This is a genomic window from Pseudoxanthomonas sp. GW2, assembly GCF_000283075.1.
Taxonomy (GTDB): domain Bacteria; phylum Pseudomonadota; class Gammaproteobacteria; order Xanthomonadales; family Xanthomonadaceae; genus Pseudoxanthomonas.
Genome location: NZ_ALIP01000140.1, coordinates 1 through 21,046 on the forward strand (window position 1 = coordinate 1; position 21,046 = coordinate 21,046).

21 protein-coding genes and 1 other RNA gene are annotated in these 21,046 nt (G+C 71.3%); 15 read left to right on the forward strand and 7 right to left on the reverse strand.

Annotated elements, in window-relative coordinates:
* Nucleotides 1-125: 125 nt before the first annotated feature.
* The 7 genes from B351_RS0113070 to B351_RS0113100 all read left to right on the forward strand — a co-directional run bounded on the left by B351_RS0113070 (nt 126) and on the right by B351_RS0113100 (nt 8,506).
* Nucleotides 126-353 carry a hypothetical protein gene (locus B351_RS0113070; RefSeq protein ID WP_019399482.1) on the forward strand — a complete coding sequence of 76 codons (228 nt, stop codon included), beginning with the start codon at nt 126-128 and terminating at the stop codon, nt 351-353.
* Nucleotides 350-1,147: an SDR family oxidoreductase gene (locus B351_RS16825; RefSeq protein WP_019399483.1), complete on the forward strand. Its 798-nt coding sequence runs from the start codon at nt 350-352 to the stop codon at nt 1,145-1,147. Before B351_RS0113070 ends, B351_RS16825 begins: the two co-directional genes overlap by 4 nt.
* 59 nt (nt 1,148-1,206) lie before the next feature.
* A complete protein-coding gene (locus B351_RS0113080; RefSeq protein ID WP_019399484.1) occupies nt 1,207-2,409 on the forward strand; it encodes an efflux RND transporter periplasmic adaptor subunit in 1,203 nt (400 codons plus the stop codon).
* A 114-nt stretch (nt 2,410-2,523) separates the two neighbouring features.
* Nucleotides 2,524-5,703: an efflux RND transporter permease subunit gene (locus B351_RS0113085; RefSeq protein WP_019399485.1), complete on the forward strand. Its 3,180-nt coding sequence runs from the start codon at nt 2,524-2,526 to the stop codon at nt 5,701-5,703.
* 112 nt (nt 5,704-5,815) lie between these two features.
* Entirely contained in the window at nt 5,816-6,550 is a 735-nt protein-coding gene (locus tag B351_RS0113090; protein WP_019399486.1) for an SDR family oxidoreductase, read from the forward strand.
* The gene (locus tag B351_RS0113095) at nt 6,544-7,986 is read left to right on the forward strand and encodes an efflux transporter outer membrane subunit (RefSeq protein ID WP_019399487.1); all 1,443 of its coding nucleotides are present in this window, start codon (nt 6,544-6,546) and stop codon (nt 7,984-7,986) included. Before B351_RS0113090 ends, B351_RS0113095 begins: the two co-directional genes overlap by 7 nt.
* 46 nt (nt 7,987-8,032) lie before the next feature.
* Nucleotides 8,033-8,506 (forward strand): MgtC/SapB family protein, encoded by a 474-nt coding sequence (locus B351_RS0113100; protein ID WP_019399488.1) that lies wholly within the window; start codon nt 8,033-8,035, stop codon nt 8,504-8,506.
* 7 nt (nt 8,507-8,513) lie between these two features.
* Here B351_RS0113100 and B351_RS0113105 read toward each other — a convergent pair whose 3' ends face one another.
* Both B351_RS0113105 and B351_RS0113110 read right to left on the reverse strand, forming a co-directional pair.
* Nucleotides 8,514-8,750: a hypothetical protein gene (locus B351_RS0113105; RefSeq protein WP_019399489.1), complete on the reverse strand. Its 237-nt coding sequence runs from the start codon at nt 8,748-8,750 to the stop codon at nt 8,514-8,516.
* A gap of 95 nt (nt 8,751-8,845) precedes the next feature.
* Complete coding sequence (locus B351_RS0113110) at nt 8,846-9,499, reverse strand: UdgX family uracil-DNA binding protein (protein WP_050992218.1); 654 nt, start codon at nt 9,497-9,499, stop codon at nt 8,846-8,848.
* A 148-nt stretch (nt 9,500-9,647) separates the two neighbouring features.
* Between B351_RS0113110 and ssrA the strand changes: the two genes are divergently transcribed.
* Nucleotides 9,648-10,002, forward strand: a transfer-messenger RNA (tmRNA) gene (ssrA, locus tag B351_RS17405).
* A 63-nt stretch (nt 10,003-10,065) separates the two neighbouring features.
* On the opposite strand, the gene B351_RS0113115 is transcribed toward ssrA, so the two are convergent.
* Together B351_RS0113115 and B351_RS0113120 are read right to left on the reverse strand one after the other, a co-directional pair.
* Complete coding sequence (locus B351_RS0113115; RefSeq protein ID WP_083852453.1) at nt 10,066-11,103, reverse strand: DUF2955 domain-containing protein; 1,038 nt, start codon at nt 11,101-11,103, stop codon at nt 10,066-10,068.
* Entirely contained in the window at nt 11,093-12,175 is a 1,083-nt protein-coding gene (locus B351_RS0113120; protein ID WP_019399492.1) for an HlyD family secretion protein, read from the reverse strand. The genes B351_RS0113115 and B351_RS0113120 overlap by 11 nt, the downstream gene beginning before the upstream one ends.
* 97 nt (nt 12,176-12,272) lie before the next feature.
* Here B351_RS0113120 and B351_RS0113125 point away from each other — a divergent pair, with 97 nt between their 5' ends.
* Nucleotides 12,273-13,184, forward strand: a complete 912-nt coding sequence (locus tag B351_RS0113125; protein ID WP_019399493.1) for a LysR family transcriptional regulator — start codon at nt 12,273-12,275, stop codon at nt 13,182-13,184.
* 39 nt (nt 13,185-13,223) lie between these two features.
* On the opposite strand, the gene smpB is transcribed toward B351_RS0113125, so the two are convergent.
* The gene (smpB, locus tag B351_RS0113130) at nt 13,224-13,739 is read right to left on the reverse strand and encodes an SsrA-binding protein SmpB (RefSeq protein WP_019399494.1); all 516 of its coding nucleotides are present in this window, start codon (nt 13,737-13,739) and stop codon (nt 13,224-13,226) included.
* A gap of 47 nt (nt 13,740-13,786) precedes the next feature.
* Here smpB and B351_RS0113135 point away from each other — a divergent pair, with 47 nt between their 5' ends.
* The gene (locus B351_RS0113135; RefSeq protein ID WP_019399495.1) at nt 13,787-14,215 is read left to right on the forward strand and encodes a type II toxin-antitoxin system RatA family toxin; all 429 of its coding nucleotides are present in this window, start codon (nt 13,787-13,789) and stop codon (nt 14,213-14,215) included.
* A gap of 2 nt (nt 14,216-14,217) precedes the next feature.
* The gene (locus B351_RS0113140; RefSeq protein ID WP_407059584.1) at nt 14,218-14,484 is read left to right on the forward strand and encodes an RnfH family protein; all 267 of its coding nucleotides are present in this window, start codon (nt 14,218-14,220) and stop codon (nt 14,482-14,484) included.
* 2 nt (nt 14,485-14,486) lie between these two features.
* Here B351_RS0113140 and B351_RS0113145 read toward each other — a convergent pair whose 3' ends face one another.
* Nucleotides 14,487-14,879 carry an outer membrane protein assembly factor BamE gene (locus tag B351_RS0113145; protein WP_198006227.1) on the reverse strand — a complete coding sequence of 131 codons (393 nt, stop codon included), beginning with the start codon at nt 14,877-14,879 and terminating at the stop codon, nt 14,487-14,489.
* Nucleotides 14,880-14,996: 117 nt separating this feature from the next.
* Between B351_RS0113145 and fur the strand changes: the two genes are divergently transcribed.
* The gene (gene fur, locus B351_RS0113150) at nt 14,997-15,404 is read left to right on the forward strand and encodes a ferric iron uptake transcriptional regulator (RefSeq protein WP_019399498.1); all 408 of its coding nucleotides are present in this window, start codon (nt 14,997-14,999) and stop codon (nt 15,402-15,404) included.
* Between the two features lie 57 nt (nt 15,405-15,461).
* On the opposite strand, the gene recN is transcribed toward fur, so the two are convergent.
* Nucleotides 15,462-17,198 carry a DNA repair protein RecN gene (recN, locus tag B351_RS0113155; RefSeq protein ID WP_019399499.1) on the reverse strand — a complete coding sequence of 579 codons (1,737 nt, stop codon included), beginning with the start codon at nt 17,196-17,198 and terminating at the stop codon, nt 15,462-15,464.
* A gap of 118 nt (nt 17,199-17,316) precedes the next feature.
* Here recN and hrcA point away from each other — a divergent pair, with 118 nt between their 5' ends.
* The 3 genes from hrcA (at nt 17,317) to dnaK (ending at nt 20,998) form a co-directional block, all read left to right on the forward strand.
* Nucleotides 17,317-18,381, forward strand: a complete 1,065-nt coding sequence (hrcA, locus tag B351_RS0113160) for a heat-inducible transcriptional repressor HrcA (protein WP_019399500.1) — start codon at nt 17,317-17,319, stop codon at nt 18,379-18,381.
* A 70-nt stretch (nt 18,382-18,451) separates the two neighbouring features.
* Nucleotides 18,452-18,967 (forward strand): nucleotide exchange factor GrpE, encoded by a 516-nt coding sequence (gene grpE / locus B351_RS0113165; protein ID WP_019399501.1) that lies wholly within the window; start codon nt 18,452-18,454, stop codon nt 18,965-18,967.
* A 105-nt stretch (nt 18,968-19,072) separates the two neighbouring features.
* Nucleotides 19,073-20,998, forward strand: coding sequence for a molecular chaperone DnaK (gene dnaK / locus B351_RS0113170; RefSeq protein WP_019399502.1), 1,926 nt, complete (start codon nt 19,073-19,075; stop codon nt 20,996-20,998).
* The last annotated feature ends 48 nt before the right edge of the window (nt 20,999-21,046 follow it).

Here is a 21,046-nt window from a genome sequence, read left to right on the forward strand (position 1 = left end):
GGGGGGGGGGAGGGGGCGCGCAGGATTGGACCTGCTGCGGGACGATTATTCCCCCAAATCGGGACTAATCAAGTCCTGATTCGAAGCGTAGCTTTGCATCCCGTGCCCACCGAAGGAGGGATGCCATGCTGATCCGGCGCCTCAAGATCCTGTTTGCTCCGCCCAGTGCCCCGAACGGCGACAAGGACTTGCACCTGCCGAAGCTCGGGGAAAGCAGGCCCCGCGGGCATTTCCGCGAGTTCACCGTGTCCCGCCGGCTGCAGCAGGGCGGGCTGTCGCTGCCGGCCACGCACAAGCACCGGCATGGTCGCTCCGGCGGGATTATCCCGGCGATGGGAGAAAAAATCCCATGAACGGGATGCTCGCTCCCGAGGTGCTGGTGCTTGGCGCCAGCGGCCGGGTCGGTTCGGGCGTGGTCGCCGCGCTGCTGGAGGCGGGCAGTCCGGTGCTGGCGGTGGCGCGCGACGCGGCCCGCCTGCAGCGCCTGGCGGCGATGCACGCCGACGAGCCCGGGCTGGAGGTGATGGTGGCCTCGGTAGCCGACGACGGCGCCGCCCAGGACCTGGCCCGCCGCATCGCGCGGCGGCCGCGGCCCCTGCGCGCGGTGGTGGATGCCACCGCCGGCGTGCGCCGCGCCTCGCGCCTGCTGGACCAGGCGGTGCCGGTGCTTTCGGCCAGCCTGGAACAGGAAGTGTTGCCCCACCTGGCCGCTGCCCGCCACTTGCTGCCGCTGCTGCAGCAGCGGGGCGGCGACCGCTACCTGGTGGCCGGTGGTCCGCATGCGCGCTGCGGTTGGGCCGGCTATGGCCATGCCTCGGTCGCGATCGCGGCCACCCGCATGCTGGTGCAGGTGCTGCACGAGGAAGCCCAGCCGCTGGGCGTGCGCGTGCAGATGCTGTCGATCGACGCGCCGGTGTGGACCGCCGAGAACACCGCCAGGGCCTGTCCCGGCTGGCACAGCGCCCTGGGCGTGGGCCGCGCGATGGTCTCGCTGCTGGCGCGCAGCAGCCCGGACGCACGCTGCATCGTCACCTACGCCGACAACGCCGGCGCCATGCCGCCGGGCCTGCTCGGCCGCGAGTTCGCCAGCGTGCTCGCCGCGGCTTCCGGCGCCCCAGGCGCCTCCGACGCGGGACGTGCCGCATGAGCGCGCCCGCCAGCCAACCGTTCCTCCCCCTTTCCCCCACGGATTACAAGGACACCCCCATGACCAGGACGATCCGACCCCGTATCAGGACCCGACGCCTGCTGGCGCTCGGCGCCACCGGCGCGATCGCGCTGACCCTGCTGGCCGGCTGCGACGGCGGCCACGCGGCCGAGCAGATGCCGCCGCCGGAAGTGGGCGTGGCCGAGGTGCCGGTGCGCCCGGTGCAGCAGTGGGACGAATTCAGCGGCCGCATCGAGGCGGTCGAGAGCGTCGAGCTGCGTCCGCGCGTTTCCGGCTACATCGAATCGGTGAACTTCCGCGAAGGCCAGGAAGTGAAGAAGGGCGACGTGCTGTTCACCATCGACGACCGCAGCTACCGCGCCGAGCTGGCGCGTGCCGAGGCCGCGCTGGCGCGGGCGCGGGCGCAGGCCGGAGTGGCGCGCAGCGAGGCCGAGCGCGCCCGTCGCCTGGCCGACGAACAGGCCATCTCGGTGGAAACCTGGGAGCAGCGGCGCGCCGCCGCGCAGCAGGCCCAGGCCGACCTCGCCGCGGCGCAGGCCGCGGTGGACGCGGCGCGGCTCAACCTGGAATGGACCCGGGTGCGCGCGCCGATCGACGGACGCGCCGGCAGGGCGCTGGTGACCGCGGGCAACCTGGTCGGCGCCGGCGGCGCCGCCAGCGTGCTGACCACCGTGGTGTCGCTGGACAAGGTGCACGTGCACTTCGACGCCGACGAGCGCAGCTTCCTGCGCTACGCCGAGCTGGCCCGCAGCGGCAAGCGCGCCAGCGAGCGCGAGGGCACGCTGCCGGTGCAGGTCGCGCTGGCCAACGAGGACGGCTTCCCCCACCGCGGCACGATCGACTTCCTCGACAACCAGGTCGACCGCAGCACCGGCACCATCCGCGCCCGCGCCGTGCTCGACAACGCCGACCGCCGCTTCACCCCCGGCCTGTACGCGCGGGTGCGCCTGCCGGGCAGCGGCCGCTTCGAGGCCGCGCTGGTGGACGACAAGGCCGTGCTCACCGACCAGGACCGCAAGTACGTGTACGTGGTCGACGAGGAGGGCAAGGCGCAGCGGCGCGACGTCGTCGTCGGCCGCCTGGTCGAGGGCCTGCGCATCGTCGAACAGGGCCTGCAGGCCGGCGACAAGGTGATCGTCAAGGGCGTGCAGAAGGTGTTCTTCCCCGGCATGCCGGTGCAGGCCCAGGCCGTTGCCATGGGCGAGCCGGCGTCCGCTTCGTCCTCCCTGGCGGCGCGATGACCTGACCGGCCTGCGCCCAAGGCGCGGCTTCCCCCAAGGCGCCCGTCCTCCCCGAATCCCCCTCCCCCAGGGGAGGGCGGGCCCTTTCTTTCCCGGAATCCAGGAACCACCCCCATGGACTTCTCGCGCTTCTTCATCGACAGGCCGATCTTCGCGGCGGTGCTGTCGATCGTGATCTTCGCCGCTGGCCTGATCTCGATCCCGCTGCTGCCGATCGGCGAATACCCGGACGTGGTGCCACCCTCGGTGGTGGTCCGCACCGTCTACCCGGGCGCCAACCCCAAGGTCATCGCCGAGACGGTGGCCACGCCCCTGGAAGAGGCGATCAACGGCGTCGAGGACATGATGTACCTCAAGTCGGTGGCCGGTTCCGACGGCGTGCTGCAGCTGACCGTGACCTTCCGCCCCGGGACCGACCCGGACGAGGCCGCGGTGCGCGTGCAGAACCGCGTCGCCCAGGCGCAGGCGCGCCTGCCCGAGGACGTGCGCCGCCAGGGCGTGACCACCCAGAAGCAGTCGCCGGTGTTCCTGATGGTCGTGCACCTGACTTCCAGCGACGGCCGCTACGACTCGCTGTACCTGCGCAACTACATGCGCCTGCACGTCAAGGACGAGCTGGCGCGCATCCCCGGCGTGGGCGAGGCCCAGCTGTTCGGCGGCGGCGACTATGCCATGCGCATCTGGCTGGACCCGGACAAGGTGGCCGCGCGGCAGATGACCGCCGGCGACGTGCTGCGCGCGATCCGCGAGCAGAACGTGCAGGTCTCCGCCGGCCAGATCGGCGCCGAGCCGATGCCCGGCGGCAGCGACTTCCTGCTGCCGATCAACGCCAAGGGCCGCCTGGAGAGCGTGGAGGAGTTCGGCGCCATCGTGCTCAAGAACGGCGAAGACGGCCAGGTCGTGCGCCTGTCCGACGTGGCCCGCATCGAGCTGGCCGCCGGCGACTACACCCTGCGCGCGCGCCTGGACGGCAAGAACGCGGCGGCCATCGGCATCTTCCAGGCGCCGGGCGCCAACGCCCTGGAGATCCGCGACGCGGTGGTGCGCAAGATGGACGAGATCCGGCCGCGGCTGCCGCCCGGCGTGGAGATCCAGTCGATCTACGACACCACGATCTTCGTCCGCGACTCGATCAAGTCGGTGATCAGCACCCTGATGGAGGCGGTGTTCCTGGTGGTGCTGGTGGTGATCCTGTTCCTGCAGACCTGGCGCGCCTCGATCATCCCGCTGCTGGCGGTGCCGGTGTCGGTGGTGGGCACGTTCGCGGTGCTGTACGTGCTGGGCTACTCGATCAACACCCTGACCTTGTTCGGCCTGGTGCTGGCGATCGGCATCGTGGTCGACGACGCGATCGTGGTGGTGGAGAACGTCGAGCGCCACATCGAGGAGGGCGCCAGTCCGCTGCAGGCGGCGCACCTGGCCATGCGCGAGGTGTCCGGGCCGATCGTCGCCATCGCCCTGGTGCTGTGCGCGGTGTTCGTGCCGATGGCCTTCCTCACCGGCGTCACCGGCCAGTTCTACAAGCAGTTCGCGGTGACCATCGCCATCTCCACGGTGATCTCGGCGATCAACTCGCTGACCCTGTCGCCGGCGCTGGCGGCCAAGCTGCTGCGGCCGCACGACGCGGAGAAGGACCGGCCCACGCGCATCATCGAGCGCCTGTTTGGCTGGGTGTTCCGCCCGTTCAACCGCTTCTTCAACACCAGTTCCGAGCGCTACCAGGGCGCGGTATCGCGCGCCCTGGGCCGCCGCGGCGCGGTGTTCGCGGTGTACGCGTTGCTGCTGGTCGGCGCGGGGGTGGTGTTCAACGCGGTGCCGGCCGGCTTCATCCCGGTGCAGGACAAGCTGTACGTCATCGCCGGCGTGAAGATGCCGGAGGGTGCCTCGATCGAGCGCACCGACGCGGTGCTCAAGCGCATGGCGGCGATGGCGGCCGAGGTCGAGGGCGTGCAGAACGAGGTGGCGTTCCCGGGCCTGAACCCGCTGCAGTTCACCAACACCCCGAACAATGGCGTGGTGTTCTTCACCCTCAAGCCGTTCGGCGAGCGCAAGGCCAGCGCCGAGGAGATCACCGCCGAGCTCAACCGCCGCTTCTCCACGATCCAGGACGGCTTCACCTTCGCCTTCATGCCCCCGGCCATCCAGGGCCTGGGCAACGGTTCGGGCTGGTCGCTGTTCGTCGAGGACCGCACCCGCCTGGGCTACGGCGAGCTGCAGAACGCGGTGCAGGCCTTCCAGGGCGCGGTCTCGCAGGTGCCCGGCATGGGCTTCCCGATCTCCAGCTACCAGGCCAACGTGCCGCAGCTGGAGGCCGAGGTCGACCGCGTCCAGGCCAAGGCGCAGGGCGTGCCGCTGACCGAGCTGTTCGAGACCCTGCAGGTGTACCTGGGGTCGGCCTACGTCAACGACTTCAACATGTTCGGCCGCACCTGGCAGGTGATCGCCCAGGCCGATGCGCCGTTCCGCGACGACGTCAGCGACATCGCCAACCTGCGCACCCGCAACGCCGCCGGCGAGATGGTGCCGGTGGGCTCGATGGTCGACATCCGCCAGGCCTACGGCCCGGACCCGGTGATCCGCTTCAACGGCTACCCGGCCGCAGACCTGATGGGCGACGCCGACCCGCGGGTGCTGTCCTCGGGCGAGGCCATGGCCACGGTGGCCGGGCTGGCGCGGGAAGTCCTGCCGCCGGGCATGGCGATCGACTGGAGCGACCTGAGCTACCAGCAGGCCACCCAGGGCAAGGCCTCGCTGGTGGTGTTTCCGCTGGCCGTGCTGCTGGTGTTCCTGGTGCTGGCCGCGCTGTACGAGAGCTGGACCCTGCCGCTGGCGGTGATCCTGATCGTGCCGATGACCATGCTTTCGGCCCTGGCCGGGGTGTGGCTGACCGGCGGCGACAACAACGTGTTCGTGCAGGTGGGCCTGGTGGTGCTGATGGGCCTGGCGTGCAAGAACGCGATCCTGATCGTCGAGTTCGCCCGCGAACTGGAGCTGCAGGGCAAGGGCATCCTGGAGGCCGCGCTGGAGGCCTGCCGCCTGCGCCTGCGTCCGATCGTGATGACCTCCGTGGCGTTCATCGCCGGCACCGTGCCGCTGGTGCTGTCCAGCGGGGCGGGCGCGGAGGTGCGCTCGGTCACCGGCGTGACCGTGTTCGCCGGCATGCTCGGCGTGACCCTGTTCGGCCTGTTCCTGACCCCGGTGTTCTACGTGGCCCTGCGCAAGCTCGCCAACCGGCCGCTGGTCTCGCACGCGCCGCATGCCGATGTGGCCGAAGGCGCCGAGGTGCGCGCATGAGCCCGGGGCAGCGATGTCCGGATCCGGCGTGGCCCGGCCGCCCGCGGCCGCCACGCCGGTTCCGCCAGCCACGCAACGCCATCCACACCATCCGCAACGAGGAATCCGCAACATGAACGCTTCCAACCGCATCGCGCTGGTGACCGGCGCCACCCGCGGCATCGGCCTGGAGACCGTGCGCCAGCTGGCCCAGGCCGGGGTGCACACCCTGCTGGCCGGGCGCGACCGCACGCGCGCGGTCGAGGCCAGCCTCGGGCTGCAGGCGCAGGGGCTGCCGGTCGAGGCGATCGCGCTCGACGTCACCGACGGCGGGAGCATCCGCCAGGCCGTCGCAGAGGTGCAGCGCCGCCACGGCCGCCTGGACATCCTGGTCAACAACGCCGGCGTGCTGCTGGACCGGCTCGGCATCAAGCCGTCCGAACAGTCCGCGGAAACCTGGCGCACCACCTTCGAGACCAACCTGTTCGGGGTGGTCGAGGTGACCCGGGCGTTCCTGCCGCTGCTGCACGCCGCGCCTGCCGGGCGCATCGTCAACGTTTCCAGCATCCTGGGTTCGCTGGCGCTGCACGGCGACCCGGCCTCGCCGATCTACGACTTCAAGCTTCCTGCCTACAACGTGTCCAAGAGCGCGCTCAACGCCTGGACCGTGCAGCTGGCCTGGGAACTGCGCGACAGCAAGGTGCGCGTCAACGCCGTCCATCCCGGCTACGTGCGCACCGACATGAACAAGGGCGAGGGCGAGCTGGACATCCCGGACGGCGCCCGCACCAGCGTGCGGCTGGCGCTGGCCGGCGAGGACGCGCCCAACGGCCGCTTCTTCCACTTCGAGGAGGAACTGCCGTGGTGATCCGGACCCTCTGCCTGGCCGTGGCCACCGCCGTGCTGGCGGCCTGCGCCGCCGGCCCCGACTACCGCGCGCCGGTACCGCCGGAGGTGACCTTGCGCAATGCCGCGGAGGAAGCCTTCGCCCCCGGCGTCGCGGTTGCGCAATGGTGGGCGCAATTCGACGACCCGGTGCTGGAGAAGCTGGTCGGCGACGCATTGCTGGCCAATCCCGACATGCGCCTGGCCGCGACCCGGGTACGGGCCGCGCGCGCGGTATTCAGCGAACGCCGCCTCGACCCGTGGCCGCACGTGGGCGTGGCGGCCACCGGCGAACGCACGCGCCAGCCGGATGCCGCCGGCGGCGGCATCGACGAGGTCTACAGCCTGGGCTTCGACGCAGCCTGGGAGCTGGACCTGTTCGGCCGCCTGCGGCGCGGCGCCGAGGCGGCGCGCGCCGACCTGCAGGCCGAGCAGGCGGGGCTGGAGGACGTGCAGGTCAGCATCGCCGCCGAGGTGGCGCGCAACTACTTCCTGCTGCGCGGCACCCAGAAGCGGATCGAGGTGGCCGAACAGACCCTGCGCAACCTCGACCAGACCCAGCGCCTGACCGAGACCCGCGAGGCGCTGGGCGCCGGCAGCGCCCTGGACGTGCACAGCAGCCGCGCGCAGCTGAAGGCGATCGAAGCCGACATCCCGCTGCTGCGCTCGATCGAGGCCACCGCGCGCTACCGCCTGGCCGTGCTGCAGGGCCTGCAGCCGGGCGCGCTGGACGAACTGCTGGCGCCGAAGCCGGTGCCGGCCTTCGCCCGCGCCCTGCCGCTGGGCGACGTGCGCGACCTGCTGCGCAGCCGCCCGGACGTACGCGCCGCCGAACGGCGCCTGGCCTCGGCCACCGCACGCGTGGGCGTGGCCACCGCGGACCTGTTCCCGCGGATCAGCATCCGCGGCTTTGCCGGCTTCCTCTCCGGCGATTTCTCCTCGCTGGTCGCCGGCCGCAACGAGGCCTGGTCGGTGAGCCCGGCGATCAGCTGGGCCGCGCTCGACCTTGGCAGCGTGCGCGCGCGCCTGCGCGCGGCCGAGGCCGGGGCCGACGCGGCCGCGGTGCAGTACGAGATGGCGGTGCTCGCCGCGCTGGAGGATGCGGAGAACGCATTGCAGGACTACGCGCGCAGGCAGGAGCGCCTGCGCATCGTGGTCCAGCAGGCCGAGGCGGCGCGCGAGGCCGAGCGCCTGGCGGCGGTCGGCTACCGCGAGGGCGGCATCGACTTCCTGACCCTGCTGGACGCCCAGCGCACCCAGCTGGCGGCCGACGACGCCCTGGCCGAGGCCGAGGCCGCGGTCAACATCGCCGCGGTGGCCGTGTACAAGGCCCTCGGCGGCACCCATGCCCGCGCCGGCGAGCCGCCGGCGGGGCAGGGCGTGGCCGCCGCGCAATGGGTGCCGCCGCTGGGCAACTGAGCCGGCCTTCACGATGCATGGCGGGAGGCGTGGGCACGCTGCGTCCATGGACTGGATCGAGCAGCTGCGGGTATTGCCGGCCGTGGTCTACGCGATGGCGCTGGGAGGCGCCATCGGCTTCGAGCGCGAACTGAAGAACCGCCCGGCCGGGTTCCGCACCCACATGCTGGTCGCCGGCACCTCGGCCTTGCTGCTGGGCCTGGGCCGGATGGTGCTGGAAGACGACCACTACGCCGGCACCGGCCTGCGCATCGACCCACTGCGCCTGGTCGAAGCGGTGGTTGCCGGCGTTTCGTTCATAGGCGCCGGCACCATCTTCGCCAGCCGCAAGGGCGACGGCGTGCAGGGCATCACCACCGCCGCCTCGCTGCTGACGGTGGCGGCGATCGGCATCACCGTCGGCTTCGGCTACCTGGCCCTGGGCCTGGCGATCGCCTTGCTGACGCTGGCGGTGCTGACCGTGTTGCGCTGGTTCGAGCGGCGCCGGCTGCTGCCGCCGGAGGACGGGCCGGAGGAATAGGCGCCGCTCAGGCGCGGTCCTCGATGCCTTCGACCCCGGCGTGCGAGGCGCAGTGCGCGCAGCAGAAGAAGCGCCCGTCGCTCTCGGCGCCGTGGCCGATGATCCGGCATCCGCAGTGCTCGCAGGTCGGCGCGACCGCGTGGATGGCGCACTCGAAGGAATCGTAGGTACCGCTGCTGCCGTCGGCCAGGGTGATCCGGAAAGCCTTGTCGTAGTCGTTGCCGCATACGTCGCACCGGGCCATGGGGCACCTCCGCAGGTTGGAAGCGGGCATTGCAACGCTGGCGCCGTGAACGCGGGGCGAGGGCTGCGGAAAGCGCTGCAATCCACGCGATCCCATCAGCCCGCGGGCGGCTGCCGCAGGCGGCGGAGGTCCTCCAGCAGCTGCGCGTACGCGCGCTCGCGCTCCGGGCCGCGCATGCGCAGGATGGCGGACGGATGCCAGGTCGCCAGCGCGTGGGTGTGCGGGCCGATGCGTTGCCACTGCCCGCGCTGGCGGGTCAGCCGGAACGCCGTCCCGAACACGGCGTTTGCGGCCATCGCGCCCAGCGCGGCGACCACGTCCGGATCCACCCGCTCCAGCTCGGCAGCCAGCCATGGCCGGCAGGCGGCCTGTTCGGCGGCATTGGCGCGCTGGTGCAGCCGGCGCTTGCCGCGCGGCTGGAACTTGAAGTGCTTGACCGTGTTGGTCAGGTACAGGGACGCTGGCTCGAGCCCGGCCTCGGCCAGCGCCCGGCGCAGCAGCTGCCCCGCCGGGCCGACGAAGGGTTTGCCCTCCAGGTCCTCGCGGTCGCCGGGCTGCTCGCCCACCAGCAGGGTGCGTGCGCCCGCCGGCCCGGCGCCAAACACGGTCCTGTTGGCCGGACGCCACAGCGGGCAGCGCCGGCATCCGGCGGCCTGGCGGCGCAGCGCGGACAGGCTGCCTTCCGGTACGTCGTCCACCGGGCGCGCCAGCCGCGGCGCGCCGCGCACGGGATCGTCTGGTCGCGGCATGGCCGCAGGCTAGGGCAGGCCTCGCGCGCGCCGGGTGAACGCCGGCGCATGAACCGCGGCCGCGCCTGCGGCCACGCACGCCTTGTCTGGCGCCGCCGGCGTCCCTACACTGGCTACCGTCTGGCGATGAAGCTCGCCCGAAGTTCCCGGGGGTGTCCTGGTTTCGACGGGGGTTGCGAAGTCGACTGGCGCATGCCGAGGGGGCAGCTTTCCTCGTTAATCCAGCGGCAAAACTCATAGTTGCCAACGACGACAACTACGCTCTGGCCGCCTAAGGCCTAGCCCCGAACCCACTTGTGCCCGTGCTCGTGGATGTAGGGTCATCATCACGGGATCGTCATCGGCGGCTGCCTGTCAGCTGATGGTCAAAACAAAACAGGCTGGTCCCGGGGCGCGCTTCGCACGCCGTGCTGCAACGGGACGAGATCCAACGGCGGGCTAAGCATGTAGTGCCGGAGATGGAGTGCCTTCGGACGGCGGTTCAACTCCGCCCACCTCCACCAATGACGAAACCCCAGCCCCCGCGGGCTGGGGGTTTTTTCTTGCCCGCGCGGTGGCCGGCGCGATCAGGCCGGGGTTTCCCAGCGGGTCGAGGGGAAGCGGTTGAGCGCGTAGTGCAGCAGCGAGATGAACACCAGCATCGCCGAGACCGAGATCACCACCGAGACGCCGCGATAGAGGGAGTTGCCGATCAGGTCGTCGGTGGGGCTGAGCAGGCCGAACAGGATCGCCAGCGCCGTGACCGCCGAGAAACCCGTCATCGAACCGGACTTGTCGCGGGTGTGGCTGGCGCTGAACCACAGCAGCCCGGCCAGCAGGGCGCTCGCGGTGAGGGGCCAGAAGCTGGAGTAGTGGGTGATCAGCAGCTGCGTCACCGAGGCGTGGATCGAGCCTATGACCGAGCCCACGATGCGGGTGCGCCCGAAGCTCCAGATGCCCTCGTGGGTCAGGCCTAGCAGGATCAGCACCGTGGCCATCTGCGCGCTCAGCGAATCGCTCATCTCGACCAGCTGGAAGAACGCGAACGAGCCGGTCGCGCCCAGCGCGCACAGCAGGACGAGGTGGCGGCGCTGGGTCGGGGTGCGCTTCGGCGGGATGCGCGGGGCGCGCGGCTCCACGTCCGGGAACAGGGCGAACGAGAGCACGTACAGGACCACGCTGCAGGCCAGCGAACCGGCGATGGCCCAGAACAGCTGCTGCCACGCCATCTCCGGGTAGCTGCCGTAGTGGACCAGGCCGCTGCACACCGCCAGGCACATGGCGCCGTACATGAACAGCTTGCGCGGGCTGGTCATGACCGCGAAGCAGAACAGGGCGTAGCCCAGGTAGATCGCGGTCATCACCACCGGGTGGGTGGAGAACACGCCGATCATGAGGCTGGCGGCGATCATCCCGGTCGGCGCGCTGGCGATGAACTGCAGCGCCACGTGCCGGTCGTAGACCGGGGACAGGCCGAGCAGTACCAGCGGGTAGACCGCGTAATAGGCCGCGTAGGGCAGGGACAGCAGGGTCGCCAGCGCCCAGCCGACGAAGCCACCGAAGGCCATGCGGCAGGCCTGGCGCCAGTCGTTGGCGGTCAGCACCTGGGCAGGGTTAGTAGACATAGCGCAGCGCGGCCAGCAGGCGGATCTGGGCTTCCGCGAAGACGCGGGCGATGGTCGAGCTGTGCGGCACCAGCTGCACCGTGGCGCGCGAGCCGCTGACCAGCTGCGGTGGATCCTCCAGCTGCACGTTCACCCGCACGCGCTGCGCGCGCCGGATCCAGCGGTCGGTCTCCACGGTCTCCACCAGCGAGCCATCCGGGTTGAGCTGTCCCTGGGCGATGCCCGCGTCCACCGAGACCACCCGGCCGACGAACACGCGCCCGGGCAGCGCATCGAGGCTGACGATGGCCGGGTCGCCCGGGTTGACCCGGTTCAGCGCCTTCTCGCGGAAATCGGCGGTGATGGTGGGCTTCAGCCCCACCAGCGCCAGCACCGGCGTGCCGGCCGGCACGTAGTTGCCGGGGCGCAACCGCATGTTGGTGACGATGCCGTCCTCCAGCGCCACGATGCGGGTGTGCTCGAGGTCGCGCTGGGCGATGGCCAGGTTGTTCTTCGCTTCCCGCAGGTACAGGTTGTCCGGGCCCTGCTCGCCGCGCTGTACCAGCACCGCCTGCAGCCGCGCCTCGGCCGCCCGCAGCGCGGCCAGGCTTTCGTCGCGCCTGGCGACGGCCGCCTCGGCGGCGCTGGCCGGCACCACGCGCTGCTCGGCCAGGGCGACCTGCCGCCTGGCCTGGCGCACCGCGTCGTCCGCCACCGCCCTGGCGCTGGCCACGGCCGCGCGCGCCGCGGCGATGTCGGCGTCGCGCTGGCGGATGGTCCGCTCGGTTTCCTCCAGGGCCAGCTTGGCGGACCGCACCGCCAGCTCGTAACGGGTGGAATCGATCTCGAACAGCACCTGCCCGGCCTTCACCGCCTGGCCGTTGGCGACGTTCACCCGGACCACCGTGCCGGGCACTTCCGGCGCGATCCGGGTGGTGTCGTAGAGCACCCGCGACTCCGGGGTCAGGGGCATGAACTGGTCGGCGACGACCACGTAAAGCAGCAGCAGGACGCCAATCGCCGTGGCGATGTAGACGCTCCGGCGGAAGCGTTGCTCGGGGGTCGGCTCGGGGCGTGAAGTCTGGTCGGCCATGGTTGAAACGCTCGGTATTCCGTTGGATCCGGCGCAATTGTGGTGGCCGCCCCTGGCGCCTTGTAGGGGAAAAAAAAGGAAGATAGCCTTGCGGAAAATGGAAGGCTGGCGCGCGACCGATGCTTTTGGCGACCTCAGGCTGTTCGTGCGCATCGCCGCGGCGGGCAGCCTTTCGGAGGCCGCGCGGCGCCTGCAGAGCTCGCTGCCGGTCGTAAGCCGCCGCCTGGCGGCGCTGGAACAGCGGCTGGGCGTGCGCCTGATCGAGCGCGGTCCGCGCCGCTTCACCCTGACCGAGGAAGGCAGTTTCCTGCTCGAGCGCGCCGAGGCGATCCTGCGCGAGCTCGACGCCGCCGAGGCCCAGCTCACCGAGCGCGCCAGGGACCCGCGCGGGCACATGCGCATCTGCGCGCCGCTGGAAATCGGCAGGAACCGCATCGCGCCGCTGGTGGCGGAGTTCACCGCGCGCTATCCCCGGATCAGCATCGACCTTTTCCTCAACGACGCCCACGTCGACATCGTCGAGGAAGAGATCGACATCGGCCTGCTGCTGGACCTGCCCAACGACGGCAACCTGGTCACCCGCACGCTGCTGCGCAGCCAGCGGGTGACGGTGGTCTCGCCGCAATACCTGGAGCGGCACGCGCCGATCCGCAGGCCCGAGGACCTGCTGCAGCACGACTGCGCGCGCCTGGTGCGCGGCCGCCGGGTGTTCGACCGCTGGCTGTACCGGGAGGGAGGCCAGCTGCGGGAAATCCGCGTCGGTGGAACATTGCTTTCGAACAACGCCGAGGTCGTCCACCAGTGGGCGCTGGCGGGACGCGCCGTTGCGTACAAGGCCCTGTGGGACGTGGAAGGCGACCTCCGCGCGGGGCGCCTGGTGCGCCCGCTGCAGGCCTTCGAATGCGACCAGATCAACCTGTACGCGGTCTACGCCTCGCGCGCCCACCTGCCGCAGCGGATGCGGCTGTTCCTCGACTTCATCGCCGAGAAGCTGCAGGCCGGCACCTGAGCCGGGCCGGCGCCGCCGGCGGCCGGCCCGCGCGGCGGCTCAGGCGTCCTTGTTGTGGCGGCGCAGGGCGCGCTGCTTCTCGCGCTGCCAGTCGCGGTCGCGCGCGGTATCGCGCTTGTCGTGCTCCTTCTTGCCCTTGGCCAGGGCGATCTCGAGCTTGACCTTGTTGCCGCTCCAGTACATGGCGGTGGGCACGATGGTGTAGCCGTCGCGCTCGACCCGCCCGATCAGCTTGTCGATCTCGTGCCGGTGCAGCAGCAGCTTGCGCGTGCGGCGGTCGTTGGCCACCACGTGGGTGGAGGCCTGGATCAGCGGCGTGATCTGCGCGCCGATCAGGTAGATCTCGCCGTCCTGCACGTAGGCGTAGCCGTCGGTGAGGTTGGCGCGGCCGGCGCGGATCGCCTTGACCTCCCAGCCCTGCAGCGCCAGGCCGGCCTCGAACCGTTCCACCAGGTGGTATTCGAAGCGGGCGCGCTTGTTGAGGGCGATGGTGCGGTTGGCCGGCTCGGCCTTGGACTTGGCCTTTGCCTTATCATTGGGCGCTTTCTTGCTCATCCATCCATTGTCGCCCAAATCGGGCGGCCGCAGACGCCCCGGTCCAAATGCCAAGCATCACCCGCAGTGCCCTGGTCGGCCATACGGCGGCCCGCATGTTCGACCTGGTCAACGACGTGGCCGCCTATCCGCGGCGCTTCGCGTGGTGCGAGCAGGCGCAGGTCCTGGAGCAGGGCGAGGACTGCATGGTCGCCCGCCTGGACCTGGGCCTGGGCTCGCTGCGCACCTGGTTCACCACCGAGAACCGGCTGGAGCGGCCGCACCGGATCGACATGCAGCTGCGCGACGGCCCGTTCCGCAAGCTCCACGGCGTGTGGACCTTCCAGGCCCTGGACGAAGCGGCTTGCAAGGTCAGCCTGACCCTGGAGTTCGAGCCGGCCTCGCGCCTGCTGGGGCCGGTGTTCGCGCTGGGCTTCCAGGGCCTGGCCGACCGCATGGTCGACGACTTCGTGCGCGTGGCCGACCGCGAGGCCTGAGGATGCGGGTGCAGGTCGTCATCGCCTGGCCGCACCGCTTCGAGCAGCGCGAGCTGGAACTGCGGGAGGGCGCGAGCGTGGCCGACGCGGTGCGCGCGGCGGCGCTGGGCCACGAAGGCGAGGTGGCCGGCTACGCGGTGTTCGGGGCGGCGGCGCGGCCGGAGACGCCGCTGCGCGACGGCGACCGGGTGGAACTGCTCAGGCCGTTGCTGCTGGACCCGAAGGAAGCGCGCCGGCGCCGGGCGGGCGCGCAGCGCGGCGGACGCTAGCCTCAGCGGCGGCGCTTGTCCTTGTCCTTGGGGATGTTCGGGCCGAACTGGCGCAGCGACTTGCGCGCCAGCTCCAGGTCCTGCTCGGGGAAGTACTCGCCTTCCCAGCGCACCAGGGTGTCGTTCTCGAAGTGCAGCGTCAGGGTCTTGATCTCCACGTTGCCCTGGCGGTCGGTGCGCTCGCTGGCGGCGTAGTCCCAGCGCTGGTGGTGGAAGGGATCGGCCAGCGAGGGGGTGCCGAGCAGGCCGGCGACCTGCTGCTTGCTCAGGCCCGGGCGCAGCTGGTCCACCGCCTCCTTTTCCATCAGGTTGCCCTGGTAGATCGGCTGCTTGTACAGGATGCCGCAACCGGCGAGGGCCAGGCAGGCGGGAGCGATCAGCAGCAGGCGGGACAGGCTTGGCATTGCGTCTACGCGGGGGTGGAGAATGGGCCGATGATACACTCCCGGCGCGCCGAACGGCCCGTCGCCGGCCCGCCGGCGGTAAACCGGTAGTGAATGGAGCTAGGGCCAATGGAATCCAACGACCTTCGCCGCGTGGGCCTCAAGGTGACCCATCCGCGGATGCGCATCCTCGAGCTGTTGGAGGAAAAGCAGCCCCAGCACCACCTGACCGCCGAGGACATCTACCGCCGCCTGCTGGAGCAGGGCGACGAGATCGGACTGGCCACCGTGTACCGGGTGCTGACCCAGTTCGAGGCCGCCGGCCTGGTGATCAAGCACAACTTCGAGGGCGGGCAGGCGATCTACGAACTGGACCGCGGCGGCCACCACGACCACATGGTCGACCTGGATACCGGCAAGATCATCGAGTTCGAGAGCGCGGAGATCGAGGAGCTGCAGCGCCAGATCGCGGCCAGGCACGGCTACGAGCTGGAGGACCACTCGCTGGTCCTGTACGTGCGCAAGCCGCGCCGCTGATCCTCCCGGTGCCCGATGCGGAAACGGCGCCTTGCGGCGCCGTTTCCATGCATGGCCTCAGCCGGCGGCGGTGGCGCGCTGGCGCGTCCGCTTCGGCGCGGTTGCAGTGGCGTCCGCGGCCACCGCCTCCTCCAGCAGGCGCCGCGCCGCGGCATACGCTTCCGGGCCGACCTCGACGCCGCCCAGCATGCGCGCCACCTCGGCCAGCCGGCCTTCGCCGTCCAGGCGCTCGACCGAGCTGCGGGTGATGCCTTCCACCGGCGCCTTGCTGACCCGGTAGTGGGCATGGCCCTGGGCCGCGACCTGCGGCTGGTGGGTCACGCACAGTACCTGGCGCGAGCGGCCCAGGGCGCGCAGCTTGCGGCCGACGATCTCGGCCACCGCGCCGCCGATGCCCGAGTCGACTTCGTCGAACACCATGGTCGGGACCGCGTCCGAACCCAGCGCGGCGACCTCGATCGCCAGCGAGATGCGCGACAGCTCGCCACCGGAGGCGACCTTGCGCAGCGGACGCGGCGGCTGCCCGGCATTGGCCGCGACCAGGAACTCGACCCGCTCGGCGCCGTTCGGGTCCGGGCGCGAACCGGCGTCGGCCACCGGTTCCAGTTCGACCAGGAAACGGCCGCCGCCCATGCCCAGCCCGTCGATCAGCGCCGTGGTGGCCGCGGCCAGGGCCTCGCCGGCGGCACGACGGGTGGCGCCCAGCGCCGCCGCGGCTTCCTGCCAGCGGGCGCTGGCCTTGGCGATCTCCGCATCCAGCTGCAGCAGGCGGTCGCCGGCGCCGCGCAGCAGTTCCAGCTCGGCGGCGATCGCGTCGCGGTGCGCGGCCAGCTCGGCCACTGGCAGGCGGTGCTTGCGCGCCAGGTCGTGGACCCGGGTGAGGCGGCGTTCCAGTTCCTCGAAGCGGTCCGGGTCCAGGTCCAGGTCGTCGCGGATCCGGCCGAGCAGGGCCAGCGCTTCTTCCAGCTGCACCGCCGCGCCTTCCAGCAGGCTGTCGACCTCGCCCAGCCGCGGCTCGTCGCCAGCGGCGCGGGCCAGGCCGCTGCGCGCCTGCTGCAGCAGGCCGGTGAGCGAGGGGCCTTCGTCGCCGTCGATCCGGGCCAGCGCCTCCTCGCAGGCGGCGATCAGCCCGGCGGCATTGGCCTGGCGGCGGTGGGCCTGGTCCAGCGCCTCGAGCGCGGCCGGGTCCAGGTCCTCGCGTTCCAGCTCGGCCAGCTGGTGCTCCAGCCAGCCGATGCGGTCGCCGACGTCGCCGCGCGACTGCAGGTCCGCGCGCTCGTCCAGCAGCGCCTGCCAGGCCGCGGCCGCCGCGCGCACGGCGGCGCGCTCGGCCTCGTTGCGGGCATGGGCGTCCAGCAGTGCCAGCTGGCTGGCGCGCGAGAGCAGGGACTGGTGCTCGTGCTGGCCGTGGATCTCCACCAGCAGCCCGGCCAGTTCGGCCAGCTGGGCCAGGGTCACCGGGCGGCCGTTGATCCAGGCCCGCGAGCCGCCGTCGGCGCGGATCACCCGGCGCAGCTGGCACTGCTCGTCGTCCTCGTCCAGCTCCTGTTCGCGCAGCCACTGCCGCGCGGCGGGGTTGCCGGACAGGTCGAAGCCGGCCGCCAGCTCGGCGCGCTCGCTGCCGTGGCGGACCACGCCGCTGTCGGCGCGCAGTCCGGACAGGAACCCCAGGGCGTCCACCAGCAGCGACTTGCCGGCGCCGGTTTCGCCGGAGATCACGGTCATGCCGGGTCCGAACTCCAGTTCCGTGGCGCGGACGACGGCGAAATCCTTCAGGGCGAGATGGGTCAGCATGGTCACATTGTAGGGGTGGCCGATACCGGCGCGATGCTCGCCGCAGGCCGTCGCGCCGGCTGAGACGCAGGGCCCGGCCGGCCTTGCCCCCCCTGGTGGCTGGCGCTATCTATTGCCCATGGCAACCCCGTCGTCCGCCCAGGTCCAGCTCGATCCGCGTGCCCGCCAGCTGCTGCGCACCCTGATCGGCCGCTACATCCGCGATGGCGAGCCGGTCGGCTCGCAGACCCTGGCCAAGCACTCGGGCCTGGACGTCAGCCCGGCGACGATCCGCAACATCCTGGCCGAGCTGGAGGAGATCGGCCTGCTCAGCTCGCCGCACACCTCGGCCGGGCGGGTGCCGACCGCCCAGGGCTACCGGGTGTTCGTGGACAGCCTGCTGCAGGTGCGCTCGCTGGGCGAGCACGAGCTGGCCCGGCTGCGCGCGGAGCTGACCGCCGCGGCCGGGACCCAGGCCCTGCTCGGCAACGCCTCGGAGTTGCTGTCGGCCATGACCCACTTTGTCGGGGTGGTCAGCGCGCCGCGCCGCAGCCAGTTCGCCTTCCGCCAGATCGACTTCGTGCCGCTGGGCGGGCGCCGGATCCTGGCCATCGTGGTGTTCGCCGACGGCGAGGTGCAGAACCGGGTGGTCGAGCCGCAGCGGGCCTTCGGCCAGGACGAGCTGGAGCGGGTCGCCAACTACCTCAACACCCATTTCGCCGGGCGTCCGCTGGCGCACATCCGCGCCACCCTGGTGCATGAGCTGCGCCAGGCCCGGGACGAGATGGAGCAGCTGCTGGCGCAGTCGGTGGAGCTGGCCGAACAGGCCCTGGAGCCGCCGGGGGACGACATGGTCGTGGCCGGCCAGACGCGGTTGCTGGGCCTGCAGGACCTGTCGGACCTGGAGCGCCTGCGCGAGCTGTTCGAGGCCTTCGCCCGCAAGCGTGAGATCCTGCAGCTGCTGGAGCGCACCCAGCGTGCCCCCGGGGTACGCATATTCATAGGCGAGGAGACCGGGCTGGCCCCGCTGGACGGGGTGTCCCTGGTCACCGCCCCCTACAGCAGCGGCGGGCAGGTGCTGGGCGTGCTGGGGGTGATCGGCCCGACGCGGATGGCCTACGACCGGGTGATCCCGGTGGTCCAGGCGGCCGCCGACGTGCTCGGGGCGGCCCTGGAGGGCTCGGCCGGACCGTCCCAGCCTTGAATCGCTCCGTTCCGGCCCCCATTGGGGCGGGGATGGGCGGCCGGGAGCGCCGCCACGGAGCCGATTTGCAATGACCGAAAACGACATCCAGTCCCCCCAGCCGCAGGAAGCCGAGGCCAGCATCGAGGCCCAGCTGCGCGAGGAGATCGAGGCCCTGCGGGGCGAGATCGAGCAGCTGCGCATGGATTCCCTGCGCGAGCGAGCCGACCTGGAGAACCAGCGCAAGCGCGTGGCGCGCGACATCGAGCAGGCCCGCCGCTTCGCCAACGAGAAGCTGCTGGGCGAGCTGCTGCCGGTGCTGGACAGCCTGGATGCCGGCCTGGCCGCCGCCGGCGAGCAGGAAAGCCCGCTGCGCGAGGGCCTGGAGCTGACCAAGCGCCAGCTGCTGAAGGTCGCCGCCGACAACGGCCTGGTCGTGGTCGATCCTGCCGGCCAGCCGTTCAACCCCGAACACCACCAGGCCATCAGCCAGGCCGATCCGGGCGACGCCGCCCCGGGCACCGTGCTGCAGGTCTTCCAGAAGGGCTACCTGCTCAACGAGCGCCTGCTGCGGCCGGCGCTGGTGGTGGTGGCCCGCCACGACTGAACATCCGGCTGAATGCGTCTACTTGAACGGCGCCGGCCCACCCTTATCTAGCGATCAAAGGCCAAGGCAGCACCGGCCCAACACATTCCAGGGAGCACCCAATCAATGAGCAAGATCATCGGCATCGACCTGGGCACGACCAACTCGTGCGTCGCGATCATGGAGGGCGGCAAGGCCCGCGTGATCGAGAACGCCGAGGGTGATCGCACCACCCCGTCGGTCGTCGCCTACACCAAGGACGGCGAGGTGCTGGTCGGCGCGCCGGCCAAGCGCCAGGCCGTCACCAACCCGAAGAACACCTTCTACGCCGTCAAGCGCCTGATCGGCCGCAAGTTCACCGACGCCGAAGTCCAGAAGGACCTGGGCCTGGTCCCGTACGCGATCCGCCAGCACGACAACGGCGACGCCTGGGTCGAGACCAGCGAGGGCCGCAAGATGGCCCCGCAGGAGATCTCGGCCAAGGTGCTGGAGAAGATGAAGAAGACCGCCGAGGCCTTCCTGGGCGAGACGGTCACCGAGGCGGTGATCACCGTCCCGGCGTACTTCAACGACAGCCAGCGCCAGGCGACCAAGGACGCCGGCCGCATCGCCGGCCTGGACGTCAAGCGCATCATCAACGAGCCGACCGCGGCGGCCCTGGCCTACGGCCTGGACAAGGCCGGCGGCGACCGCAAGATCGTGGTCTACGACCTGGGCGGCGGCACCTTCGACGTGTCGATCATCGAGATCGCCGAGATCGACGGCGAGAAGCAGTTCGAGGTGCTGGCCACCAACGGCGACACCTTCCTCGGCGGCGAGGACTTCGACTCGCGCGTCATCGACTACCTGGTCGAGGAGTTCCAGAAGGACCAGGGCATCGACCTGCGCAAGGACCCGCTGGCCCTGCAGCGCCTGAAGGACGCGGCCGAGCGCGCCAAGATCGAGCTGTCCAGCGCGCAGCAGACCGAGGTCAACCTGCCGTACATCACCGCCGACGCGACCGGCCCGAAGCACCTGGCGATCAAGCTGACCCGGGCCAAGCTCGAGGCGCTGGTCGACGACCTGATCAAGCGCTCGATCGAGCCGTGCCGGGTGGCGCTCAAGGACGCCGGCCTGCGCGCCTCCGACATCGGCGAGGTGATCCTGGTCGGTGGCCAGACCCGCATGCCCAAGGTGCAGCAGGCCGTGGCCGAGTTCTTCGGCAAGGAGCCGCGCAAGGACGTCAACCCGGACGAGGCCGTGGCGCTGGGCGCCGCGATCCAGGGCGGCGTGCTGGCCGGCGACGTCAAGGACGTGCTGCTGCTGGACGTGACCCCGCTGAGCCTGGGCATCGAGACCCTGGGCGGGGTGATGACCAAGATCATCGAGAAGAACACCACGATCCCGACCAAGGCCTCGCAGGTGTTCTCCACCGCCGAGGACAACCAGTCGGCCGTGACCGTGCACGTGCTGCAGGGCGAACGCGAGCAGGCCCGCTACAACAAGTCGCTGGCCAAGTTCGACCTGACCGGCATCGAGCCCGCTCCGCGCGGCATGCCGCAGATCGAGGTGTCCTTCGACATCGACGCCAACGGCATCCTGCACGTGTCGGCCAAGGACAAGAAGACCGGCAAGGAGCAGAAGGTCGAGATCAAGGCCGGCTCGGGCCTGTCCGAGGAGGAGATCCAGCGGATGGTCGCCGACGCCGAGGCGCACCGCGAGGAAGACAAGAAGTTCCAGGAGCTGGTCCAGGCCCGGAACCAGGCCGACGGCCTGATCCACGCCACCCGCAGCGCCATCACCGAACACGGCAGCAAGGTGCCGGGCGACGTGATCGGCCGCGTAGAGTCGGCGATCGCCGACCTGGAGACCGCGCTCAAGGGCGACGACAAGGCCCAGATCGAGGCCAAGGCCAAGGCGCTGGAGGAGGCCGGGCAGTCGCTGTACGCGGCGGCCGCGGCCGCCGGCCAGGGCGATGCCGGCGCGGCCGGCGGTGCGGCCCCGGGTGGCACGGCCCAGGACGACGTGGTCGACGCCGAGTTCACCGAGGTCAAGGACGACAAGAAGCCGTGATTGGTGACTGGTGATTCGTGGCTGGAAAGAGCGGGGCCCCGGCCCCGC

Excerpts from the sequence above, each read along its gene's own strand:
- B351_RS0113070 (WP_019399482.1), top strand. The coding sequence starts at position 126 with ATGCTGATCCGGCGCCTCAAGATCCTGTTTGCTCCGCCCAGTGCCCCG.
- B351_RS16825 (WP_019399483.1), top strand. The coding sequence starts at position 350 with ATGAACGGGATGCTCGCTCCCGAGGTGCTGGTGCTTGGCGCCAGCGGC.
- B351_RS0113080 (WP_019399484.1), top strand. The coding sequence starts at position 1,207 with ATGACCAGGACGATCCGACCCCGTATCAGGACCCGACGCCTGCTGGCG.
- B351_RS0113085 (WP_019399485.1), top strand. The coding sequence starts at position 2,524 with ATGGACTTCTCGCGCTTCTTCATCGACAGGCCGATCTTCGCGGCGGTG.
- B351_RS0113090 (WP_019399486.1), top strand. The coding sequence starts at position 5,816 with ATGAACGCTTCCAACCGCATCGCGCTGGTGACCGGCGCCACCCGCGGC.
- B351_RS0113100 (WP_019399488.1), top strand. The coding sequence starts at position 8,033 with ATGGACTGGATCGAGCAGCTGCGGGTATTGCCGGCCGTGGTCTACGCG.
- B351_RS0113105 (WP_019399489.1), bottom strand. The coding sequence starts at position 8,750 with ATGGCCCGGTGCGACGTATGCGGCAACGACTACGACAAGGCTTTCCGG.
- B351_RS0113110 (WP_050992218.1), bottom strand. The coding sequence starts at position 9,499 with ATGCCGCGACCAGACGATCCCGTGCGCGGCGCGCCGCGGCTGGCGCGC.
- B351_RS0113115 (WP_083852453.1), bottom strand. The coding sequence starts at position 11,103 with ATGTCTACTAACCCTGCCCAGGTGCTGACCGCCAACGACTGGCGCCAG.
- B351_RS0113120 (WP_019399492.1), bottom strand. The coding sequence starts at position 12,175 with ATGGCCGACCAGACTTCACGCCCCGAGCCGACCCCCGAGCAACGCTTC.
- B351_RS0113125 (WP_019399493.1), top strand. The coding sequence starts at position 12,273 with ATGGAAGGCTGGCGCGCGACCGATGCTTTTGGCGACCTCAGGCTGTTC.
- smpB (WP_019399494.1), bottom strand. The coding sequence starts at position 13,739 with ATGAGCAAGAAAGCGCCCAATGATAAGGCAAAGGCCAAGTCCAAGGCC.
- B351_RS0113135 (WP_019399495.1), top strand. The coding sequence starts at position 13,787 with ATGCCAAGCATCACCCGCAGTGCCCTGGTCGGCCATACGGCGGCCCGC.
- B351_RS0113140 (WP_407059584.1), top strand. The coding sequence starts at position 14,218 with ATGCGGGTGCAGGTCGTCATCGCCTGGCCGCACCGCTTCGAGCAGCGC.
- fur (WP_019399498.1), top strand. The coding sequence starts at position 14,997 with ATGGAATCCAACGACCTTCGCCGCGTGGGCCTCAAGGTGACCCATCCG.
- recN (WP_019399499.1), bottom strand. The coding sequence starts at position 17,198 with ATGCTGACCCATCTCGCCCTGAAGGATTTCGCCGTCGTCCGCGCCACG.
- hrcA (WP_019399500.1), top strand. The coding sequence starts at position 17,317 with ATGGCAACCCCGTCGTCCGCCCAGGTCCAGCTCGATCCGCGTGCCCGC.
- grpE (WP_019399501.1), top strand. The coding sequence starts at position 18,452 with ATGACCGAAAACGACATCCAGTCCCCCCAGCCGCAGGAAGCCGAGGCC.
- dnaK (WP_019399502.1), top strand. The coding sequence starts at position 19,073 with ATGAGCAAGATCATCGGCATCGACCTGGGCACGACCAACTCGTGCGTC.